This window comes from Ruegeria sp. L12, assembly GCF_056531745.1.
The window spans coordinates 68,730-78,317 of sequence record NZ_JBQFMH010000004.1; the positions used below are offsets into that span (position 1 = coordinate 68,730).

Here is a 9,588-nt window from a genome sequence, read left to right on the forward strand (position 1 = left end):
ACGGGGTCGCGACGCTGATCGCGATTTAAATTTTCGTGATTTCGAAGGCTGCTGGGGTCCCCATTGCATCTGTTGGATCTGCGAAGCGCTGACGCTCTGTGAAAGGTTAACTTGACCTCTCAAAGGACTGTGAACATTCAATGTGGTTATCTCAAATCGATGCAAATTAAATCAAATGCCGTAGTAGCAAGTTCGTTTTAGGGTGTTACCGTCCGTGATAATTCTCAGTGTAAACACACAATTATGTGTGAAATTTGCGCCGTAGTTTTGGTCGCGCAACAAGCGGCAGCTATTCGGGTTGATTCCGTGGCATATTGAATACCGCTTGAAAGCCCGGAATCGGCCGCTTCCCAACGCCAATGTCTGCAATCGGTGCTTCGCAGCTGTTTGCACACATTTCGGCATCTAGAACTAAGGGCTCAAAGCTGCCTAATGCCCATGCGGCATTCCGCCGATCGGCGGCTTCCCGGGACCTGACATTCGAAAGGGATGGTAAAATCGCCCGTCAGCACAGTGTTGATGTCTGGGCCTGGAGGGAGGGTTGGAGGCAAAACCATGCCTAGAATTCAACTTCCCGCAACCACTCCCAAGCGCCGCGCCTGGAACAAAGGCCGCATCATCGGCCAGAAACGCCCGCTCCTGCCAAAACAGGTTTGGGCGATCCGCGCACGATTGGAACTGGCAGGCAATCTGCGCGACCTAGCGCTCTTCAATGTCGCCATCGACAGCAAACTGCGTGGGTGCGATCTGGTTCGGCTGAAAGTGACTGACCTTGCGAGCAGCGACCGTGTTCGGGAGCGGGCGACAGTAGTTCAAAGCAAAACTGGTCAGCCGGTTCAGTTCGAACTTACTGAAAACACGCGCGATTCCGTGACGGCTTGGGTGAACGCCCCTGAGATGATCTGTTGTGCGTTCATGTTTCCAAGTCGGTTTCACAACCGACCGCACATTTCGACGCGCCAATACGGAAGGCTGGTCCGCGACTGGGTGACCGCGATTGGGCTGGAGCCGAGCGGATACGGCACCCATTCTCTGCGTCGAACCAAAGCGTCAGAAATCTATCGTAAGACCGGCAATCTGCGCGCTGTTCAACTCCTACTTGGCCACACCAAGGTGGACAGCACGGTGCGCTACCTTGGCGTCGAGCTCGAAGATGCGCTGAGCATCGCTGAAAAGATCGATCTCTGATCGAACCTGGCGGGCGGCTCTAGCCGTTCGCCATCCGGGACCGCCCATTCCCGAAATCAAAACGTTCGGCAGCTTCGAGCCCAAGGCAGACCTTCTCGAGTAGTAGACCTCGCCGCTGCAGCATTACTTTGCGTCAACCGGAGCATCGCGGCGCAGATTAAAGACCGGACATTCATGCTGGCTGCGGCGAAATTCGGAGGCACTACGTCTCCATCGCGGACAAAAAAACTCGTTGTCTCTGGGGCCGCTACATGGACTAAACCCACTCGACCGAAACCGTCTTCAACACCGTAGCAAATAACCCGTCGTTGCGCGCAACAGCGGCTCATTGTAGACTTTAAACAGGGGAGGTAAATCCATGCGTTGGATTAGTGCCATCTTTATAACGGCATTCTTTATGCTTGGGCCCGCTCAAGCAGGTCAGTTATTCGATGCTGCAAAGCAGGGTGATACAGCGACCGTTAAGGCTCTGTTGGAAAGCGGTACCTCAGTCGATGAGCGGGGGCCGAACAGGGCTACTCCCTTGATTGCCGCTGCGTTGGCTGGGAACACCGAGACCGCTGCGGCCCTAATCGAGGCGGGGGCTGATGTAATGGCCCGCAACCACAGCGGCTTCACACCGCTTCACGCAGCAGCTTTTGGCGGCAATGTTGAAACAGCGCGCCTGCTTCTCGCCCGTGGCGCAGATGTGAATGGGCGTATCAACAGGGCTGAAAAATCACCCATTTTCATGGCGGCCGACGAAGGCCATATCGAGGTGATCGAGCTATTGCTCGACCATGATGCGGATATAGTGACACTCGACAACGATGGCTTTTCGGTTCTGATCCGAACGATGTTCCGTAAACACTATGATATCGTTGGGCTCCTCAAGCAGAATGGGGCCACATGCCCCCCGCCAGACGCCTTCGGCCCGGAATTTCATCGCCTGTGTTTGGAGGCAGGCTCATAAGGGAAGGTCAATACATGAACTTTCGACTTCTGATGAGTGGCCTGTTTCTGGCAGGCATGACCATTGGCGCGCTGGCCAATGAGCCCATTAATACTGGGCCGTTCGGCGGTGTTGCGATCAAGGGCTATGACACCGTTGCCTATTTCACCGAAAACCGTGCGGTCAAGGGATCAAGTGATTTCGCATATGATTGGCTTGGCACGCCATGGCACTTCAACAGCGCGGAAAACCGCGACCTGTTTATGTCTGACCCAGCCAGATACGCACCGCAATACGGTGGGTATTGCGCATTGGGTGTCGGGCTTGGGGCCAACGCGTCCGAAAACATCGACCCAGTAAATTCCTGGCGGATCATCGATGGGAAGCTTTACTTCATATCGGACCCAACCGGCGCAGAAATGCTTGACCACCCAGAAGGGGCAGCGGTGATCGCCAAGGCGGATGCGAATTGGGAGAAAACCAAGCCGCTGGCAGCCAAGGATTACTCCAACTGACGCACACCTCGATTGAGGGTCATCCGCCCGGGCTAAAGTGAAACAGAATATGCGCGTTGACGTAGCTGTACGGCGAACCCGCTGCGGCTTCTTCTTCGGTACTTTTGTAGATTGGACCACAAGCAGGGCGTCCGAGCGCAAGACCTGGTGGTCTTATGCACAAAACATCATCTTTCACATATGCCGAGCCGGTGATGAACATCGTTGATGCGCGCAACGCCACGTTTCCGTTGTCGGAAATTTGCATCAAGCCAGGTCCGCGGCCTTCGAAGTTTCCCTGCCACACGTTCCCGTCGATCAGGGCGGTAACCGCGTCGGCAGATAGCTTTTCGCGCGCACCAGGTTGAAAATCAAAGGGCCATTCCTGCACGCCCGCATTCAACATTGCATTAAGGATCCGATCGAGTTCTTCCTGCTTACGAAAATGCGCAAACATGACCCTGTAGAGTTGCGCCGAAGTATGCGGTGCAAACCGCGCCACCTCATCTGCAGTTGTTTGCGCCTTTTGCGTTTGGCCAGCCTCCGCATAGGCGGCCGCGAGGATGTTGAAGTAGTCCTCGATGCCTTGAGAATTGCCCTTTATCTCCTCAAGGATTTCAACGGCATGTTGGGGACGACCTGCCAGAATATAGGACAGGCTTGCGATCTGCCGTGCATAGCCCGGCAATTGCGGGTTCAGGCGCAGCGCCGTTTCAAAATTCTCGATCGCCTCTTCGTGTTGCCCGTAGAATGTTTGCGCAAAGCTCAGCGCAAGATAGGCAGATGCTTCACCGGGGGCTTTTTCGACAGATAATTGCGCTGAGCGCATCGCTTCCTCATACCTTCGATCTACAGTTTGAAGCTCGCTCAATACGGCAAATGGCATTGCCGCATCGGGATCAATTTCTAAGGCACGACCGGCATGTTCGTAGGCACGTTTTCGGGCGACCGGAAACGGCAGGACATCGTCATAGTTGCGGCGCATGACTAATGCCTCGGCGCGCGCCTGTGCCGCGAAAGCCCTCGCAAAAGCCGGATCGATTGCGGTTGCGTCCGAATAGAGGCTCAACGCTTCGCGCAGCCCGGGCCGAAAGCCGCTGCGAGCGGCTTCTTCGGCCCTGAGGAAGAAGTCATATGCTTCCAGATCCCTTGTAGGGAGGCGTTCGATCCGCTCCCTTTCGGACATACTTACATCCACACCAAGTTGATCAATGATCTCGTTTATCAGACCAGCTTCCATGGAGAAAATCTCGGCTTCGTCTCGCTCCAGCCGCTTGGCCCATACTGTCTGCCCGCTGCTCACATCTGTCAGCCGCGCGTTGACCAAAAGCCGAGTTCCCGCTCTGCGCACGCTGCCTTCGAGAACATGGCCCACCCCCAACTCGCGACCGATGGCCCTGCTGTCGATTGTCCGGTCCCGATAGGAAAACGCGGTGCTGCTGCCGATCACCATCAGCCCGGCGACTTTCGAGAAATCTGTAATCAGATCGTCCGTGAGCCCATCTGCGATGTAGCGTTCCGCATCTGGCAGCCCGAGGTTTTCAAAGGGCAACACAATGAGAGAAGGCAGCCCGTCCTCTGCCGCGATGATTTCACTTTCAGTGCCGCCGAAAAGGGCAACTACGTCATCACGCAATATAAAAGCGGTACTTGAAAGAATGGCTATTACGGCCACCGCCGTGACAGCGCCTCGAACTTTGAAGCGAGACAGTGAAGTGTATTTCGAGCCATTCGGGTCCGCCATCCGAAATACCGTGAGAGGCTCAGGTATGTTTTTGACCCGGTGGACGCCCGCAGATTCAAATGGCTTACTGACTTTGCCGCGCGTGTGTTCGTACACCTCGCGCGAGATGCAGATGCCTCCGGGCGTAGCTAGGGGTTCCAGGCGCGCCGCAATGTTAACACCGTCTCCGTAAATGTCGTCGCCGTCGATGATCAGATCGCCTAGGTTGATACCGATCCGCAATTCGATACGTTGATGGGGATCAATGGTGTCGTTTCTGTCCTTAACCGCCTCCTGTATCTGGATCGCAGCCTCCACGGCATCAACAACGCTTGCAAATTCGGCCAGTAGCCCGTCGCCGATAAGCTTGACGACCCGCCCGCTCTTTTCCTCTATCCAGCGGGCGAGGATGTCCTGGCGTAACGTGGTCAAACGTTCGAACGTGCCCACCTCATCCTCGGCCATCATACGGCTGAAACCCACCACGTCTGCGGCAAATATGGCAGCAAGCCGGCGTTCCAAGGTTTGCCCCTCTCCTCCAAAATGCGGGCGGTACTGCGAAGGTAACACTGAAAAAACGTGACGGAAACTGCGCTCGCTCAAAATATTTAGCTGGGCGGGCACTTGTCGTTTAAAGGTACGGTGGGGCAACAAGCCAATTGTCTCCGCAGCAGCATAAGGCAGCTTGCTGCGCATGTGAGACATTATATCCGAGCGAAGCGAACGGCCGGATTGGGTTTTGGCCCATATGCATGATTTGAACGTCCGGTATCGAGAAATCGTGCTGCGCCGTCGCTGGCGATACCGTGACACTGTCGAGCAACCGATGTGGATTTCGCTGCATCAGCATCAGGCGGGTCTGTCCCGCTTAGCGGACTCGCTGATTTTTGCTAACTAGCCTTGAGTTTTAGTGCATCGCTTCTAGGCGGTTTCTTACCGAGGACTACGCTTCGCCAATATCCGCTGCAACGTCCGGCGATGCATGTTTAGCCTCCGCGCCGTCTCCGAGACATTCCGATCACACAGCTCATACACCCGCTGGATATGCTCCCAGCGCACGCGGTCCGCGCTCATGGGGTTTTCCGGCGGTGGGGGCAGTTCGTCGCCCTTGGCCAGCAGCGCGTTGGTGATGTCGGTGGCATCCGCCGGTTTCGACAGATAGTCCGTCGCGCCGATCTTGACCGCGGCCACGGCGGTGGCAATCGCGCCGTAGCCGGTCAGAACCACAACCCGGCTGTCGGGGCGTTTTTCGCGCAGCACTTCGACCACGTCCAGCCCGTTGCCATCCTCAAGTCGCAGATCGACCACCGCATAGGCCGGCGGGCGGGCGGTGGAAATGGCGCGGCCTGCAGCGACGGAGCCTGCGGTCTCAACCTCGAACCCGCGCTTTTCCATGGCCTTGGCCAGACGTCTCAGGAACGGCTCGTCGTCATCCACCAGAAGCAGGGACTTATCAGGGCCGATATCAAGCTGGGAACTGTCTGCCATATGTTGGTCTTTCCGCTATTTCATGCCTTTGGCTTGAGCATGAGTAATAGCAGCGCCATTCCAAAGGTCAAACAACCCGTTGCCACTCAGACCTGATCGAGGAAGCAGCCAACCTTGTCCGCCATCTGTTCAGCCGTGTCATCGCGTTTGAAAAACTCAAGGAATCCATCCTCGGGCGTGACCAGATAGGTGAAGGTGGAATGATCGACCAGATAATACTCGTCGCTTTTGTCCTGGGCCTTGTAATAGGTCTTGTAGGCCTTGCTGGCCGCCTTCACCTGCTCGGGTGAACCGGTCAGCGCGATCATGCGTTCATGCAGGTTGAAAGCATAGTCATCCACCACCTCGGGGGTGTCGCGGTCCGGGTCGATCGAGATGAACACGGGCGTCACGGACTGGCCGCGCTCGGCCAGAATGTCGACGGCTTCGGCGTTGCGGGACATGTCGAAGGGGCAGATATCGGGGCAGAACGTATAGCCGAAGTAAACCAGCGTCGGTTCCGTGATCACATCCTTGTCGGTCACGGTCTCGCCCTTGCCGTTGACCAGTTCGAACGGCCCGCCAATGGCAGCAGCACCGCCAGCGATCTGGCTAGACCGGCATTGCGCGAACTTGTCGCCCGACCCGCCACGCGTCAGCAGCCACATAGCACCCAGACCAATGGCCAGAACAACGGTTGCGAGGACGGCATAAAGGCGGATCATGGCGGTTTTCCCCACATGAAGGATGTTGATCGGTTCGGCCCGCACTCCTATCAACATGATGGGCGGACGCAATAGGACATAATCGACAGATGACGGATTCCAATATCAGCCTCTGGCGCGGACAGGAACGCAGCACCTGGATCAGGCTGCGCACCCTGATCTTGCTGCGCTGGGTCGCCATCATCGGTCAGTTCACCGCCATTACCGTTGCCCAGCAATATTATCATGTGCAGCTGGAACTTGGGCTTTGCTACTTCGCCATCGGTGTTTCGGTGATGGGCAACCTGACGGCGATTCTTCTGTTTCCGGAAAACAAGCGCCTGTCGGAGTTCGAGAACTTCCTGATGGTGCTGTTCGATCTGCTGCAGCTGTCGATCCTGCTGTATCTGACCGGCGGGCTGAACAACCCCTTCGCGCTGCTGCTGGTTGGCCCGGTGACGATCTCTGCCAGCGTCATGAGCACACGCTCGACCCTGATTATCGGTGCAGTCGCGGTGATCCTGACCACGCTGCTGGCGCAGTTTCATCTGCCGCTGCGCACCAATCTGGGGCTGGTTCTGGATATCCCGGCCATCCTGCTGTTCGGCAACTGGGCCGCGATAATCATCGCCATCGTGTTCATCGGCGCCTATTCCCATCGCATCAGTTCCGAGGTTCAATCCATGTCCGAAGCGCTGTCGGCCACGCATATGGCCCTGGCGCGCGAACAGAAACTGACCGATCTGGGTGGCGTGGTGGCCGCTGCGGCGCATGAGCTGGGAACACCTCTGGCCACGATCAAACTGGCCAGTTCCGAACTGATCGAAGAGCTTGAGGATCGGCCGGACCTGAAAGAAGACGCCGCTCTGATCCGCGAACAGGCCGACCGTTGCCGGGATATCCTGCGCGATATGGGCCGGGCGGGCAAAGACGACCTGCATCTGCGTCAGGCACCGCTGTCGACGGTCATACATGAAGCGGCGGAACCTCATATCAACCGCGGCAAAGAGGTATATTTTGCCGAAGGCCCGGTACTGGACGGCGATGTGCAACAACCCTCGATCCTGCGCAAGCCCGAGATCATTCACGGGCTGCGCAACCTGATCCAGAACGCGGTGGATTTCGCCCGCCACACGGTCTGGGTCGAGGCCGAATGGACCACAGACCAGATCATCGTCTTGATCATGGATGACGGGCGCGGATATCCGTCGCATATGATCGGGCGGATCGGTGATCCGTTCATGCGCCGACGGCGCGTGGATCGCAGCAGCCGACCGGAATACGAAGGTATGGGACTGGGCCTGTTTATCGCCAAGACCCTGCTCGAACGCAGCGGAGCGCAGCTTTACTTTGCCAATGGTGCAGATCCCTATCAGACGCTGACCGATCAGTCCGAAAGGATCGGAGCGATCGTCAAGGTGGTCTGGCCGCGCAAACTGATCGACGCACAAATCGGCGACACCCCGGTTCCCTCAGGGGCCAACCAGCCGTTTCAGATCTGAGTTAACAACCCGTTAACACTTGCCCGGCATACAGGTCCGGATGAGGCAACTGAGGCAATGAACCGATGGCCGACTGGATAATACTGGCTGCAATCAGCCTGGTTTCGGCGGGTTTTGCGATTCGCTGGCTGACACCCAGCCGTGTCTCGGTGCCCAAGGATTATGGGTTGTGCTGCCCCGGCGCACTGTCCTACGCGGTGTTTCTGTTCGATGGCAGCCGTCTGATCAGTCACTCTGACATCGCCCTGAACGGCTTCGAAACCGTCAACACCTGGGGCGATCTCAGGCGCTTGCTGCAACGGGATTTCCCGGCCTTTCCCGAAACCCCGGATCTGGTCCGCGCCAAGCGCAGCCTCGTGGTTTCGGCGATTGATTGCACCGTTGATCGCGAGGTTCGGTGCGAATGGATCGACGGGGTCATTCGGGTCGAGCTGCGCGACCTGACCGGGCAAGCGCCGGACCTGCGCCGGGACGTGAATGACCCGATCCGACTGGCGATGGATCAGGCACCTTACCCGGTTTGGCTGCTGGATGGGTCCAATCAGGTAAGCTGGTGCAATGCGGCCTATGTCGCGCTGGTGCGCAAGGTCGGCGGCCCCGACGCTGACCTGACCGAGCCGCTTATCCCCACGCTGGGGGATGAAGCGCAGCTGGGCCGCAAATCCCGTGTCTCTGTGGTGGTGAAGGACAGTGATGCGCGGCTCTGGTTCGATCTGACCCGTGTGATCCGTGAGGAAGGGCATCTGTGCTATGCGGTCGATATCAATGCGATTGTCGAGGCCGAAACCGCCCAACGCAAATTCGTTCAGACCATGACCAAAACCTTTGCCCAGCTGTCGACGGGGTTGGCCATCTTCGACCGCAACCGGCAGCTCGCCCTGTTCAATCCCGCGCTGATCGATCTGACAACTTTGCCACCCGACTTCCTGAGTTGCCGGCCCAGCCTGTCCAGTTTCTTTGACCGGCTTCGCGATCAGCACATGATGCCCGAACCCAAGAACTATCGCAGTTGGCGGCGGCAGATGAATGACCTGATCGAAGCCGCGCAGGACGGGAATTATCAGGAAACATGGTCGCTGCCTTCGGGGTCTGTATATTCCGTCAGCGGCCGCCCGCACCCGGACGGCGCGGTTGCGTTTTTGTTCGAAGACATTACCGCCGAAATCACTCTGACCCGGCGGTTCCGGTCCGAGATGGACCTGATGCAATCCATCCTCGACAAACTCGCCGATGGAATCGCGGTTTTTGCGGATGACGGAACGCTCGCATTCACAAACTACGCCTATCAGATGCTCTGGGGCGACACGGGCGAGGCCGGGCTTGAGTCCGCAACCGTGCTGGAGGTGACACTTAAATGGCAGGAACATTGCACCGCCACTCCGGTTCTGGGCGAAATTCGAGATTTCGTGCATTCACGCGAAAATCGCGCCGACTGGTCAGCTGAGCTGACCCTGAAAAACGGCACCAAAATGACCTGCACGGTCGACCCGATGCAAAACGGCGCGACCATCGTTCGGTTCAGCGCCCCCGATCTGTTCGAAAACCGTTTGGTGCCTGAAAAAATCAGCGCCTGAACCGG

The 9,588-nt window shown here is 57.4% G+C and carries 8 protein-coding genes; 5 read left to right on the plus strand and 3 right to left on the minus strand.

What is annotated here, in order from left to right; all coding sequences use genetic code 11:
- The first annotated feature begins 555 nt into the window (after nucleotides 1-555).
- The 3 genes from ACR0K9_RS08075 to ACR0K9_RS08085 all read left to right on the plus strand — a co-directional run bounded on the left by ACR0K9_RS08075 (nucleotide 556) and on the right by ACR0K9_RS08085 (nucleotide 2,634).
- Entirely contained in the window at nucleotides 556-1,188 is a 633-nt protein-coding gene (locus ACR0K9_RS08075) for a tyrosine-type recombinase/integrase (RefSeq protein ID WP_480822180.1), read from the plus strand.
- Nucleotides 1,189-1,546: 358 nt separating this feature from the next.
- The gene (locus tag ACR0K9_RS08080) at nucleotides 1,547-2,140 is read left to right on the plus strand and encodes an ankyrin repeat domain-containing protein (protein ID WP_480822182.1); all 594 of its coding nucleotides are present in this window, start codon (nucleotides 1,547-1,549) and stop codon (nucleotides 2,138-2,140) included.
- Between the two features lie 14 nt (nucleotides 2,141-2,154).
- A complete protein-coding gene (locus ACR0K9_RS08085) occupies nucleotides 2,155-2,634 on the plus strand; it encodes a YHS domain-containing (seleno)protein (protein ID WP_480822184.1) in 480 nt (159 codons plus the stop codon).
- Between the two features lie 19 nt (nucleotides 2,635-2,653).
- Here ACR0K9_RS08085 and ACR0K9_RS08090 read toward each other — a convergent pair whose 3' ends face one another.
- From ACR0K9_RS08090 to ACR0K9_RS08100, 3 genes are all read right to left on the minus strand, one after another.
- Nucleotides 2,654-5,032 (minus strand): adenylate/guanylate cyclase domain-containing protein, encoded by a 2,379-nt coding sequence (locus ACR0K9_RS08090; protein WP_480822186.1) that lies wholly within the window; start codon nucleotides 5,030-5,032, stop codon nucleotides 2,654-2,656.
- A gap of 237 nt (nucleotides 5,033-5,269) precedes the next feature.
- Complete coding sequence (locus tag ACR0K9_RS08095) at nucleotides 5,270-5,824, minus strand: ActR/PrrA/RegA family redox response regulator transcription factor (RefSeq protein ID WP_050604676.1); 555 nt, start codon at nucleotides 5,822-5,824, stop codon at nucleotides 5,270-5,272.
- Nucleotides 5,825-5,910: 86 nt separating this feature from the next.
- Nucleotides 5,911-6,528, minus strand: coding sequence for an SCO family protein (locus tag ACR0K9_RS08100; RefSeq protein WP_480822188.1), 618 nt, complete (start codon nucleotides 6,526-6,528; stop codon nucleotides 5,911-5,913).
- 89 nt (nucleotides 6,529-6,617) lie between these two features.
- Between ACR0K9_RS08100 and regB the strand changes: the two genes are divergently transcribed.
- Nucleotides 6,618-8,009: a sensor histidine kinase RegB gene (regB, locus tag ACR0K9_RS08105; protein WP_480534864.1), complete on the plus strand. Its 1,392-nt coding sequence runs from the start codon at nucleotides 6,618-6,620 to the stop codon at nucleotides 8,007-8,009.
- Between the two features lie 65 nt (nucleotides 8,010-8,074).
- Nucleotides 8,075-9,583, plus strand: a complete 1,509-nt coding sequence (locus ACR0K9_RS08110; protein ID WP_480822190.1) for a PAS-domain containing protein — start codon at nucleotides 8,075-8,077, stop codon at nucleotides 9,581-9,583.
- The last annotated feature ends 5 nt before the right edge of the window (nucleotides 9,584-9,588 follow it).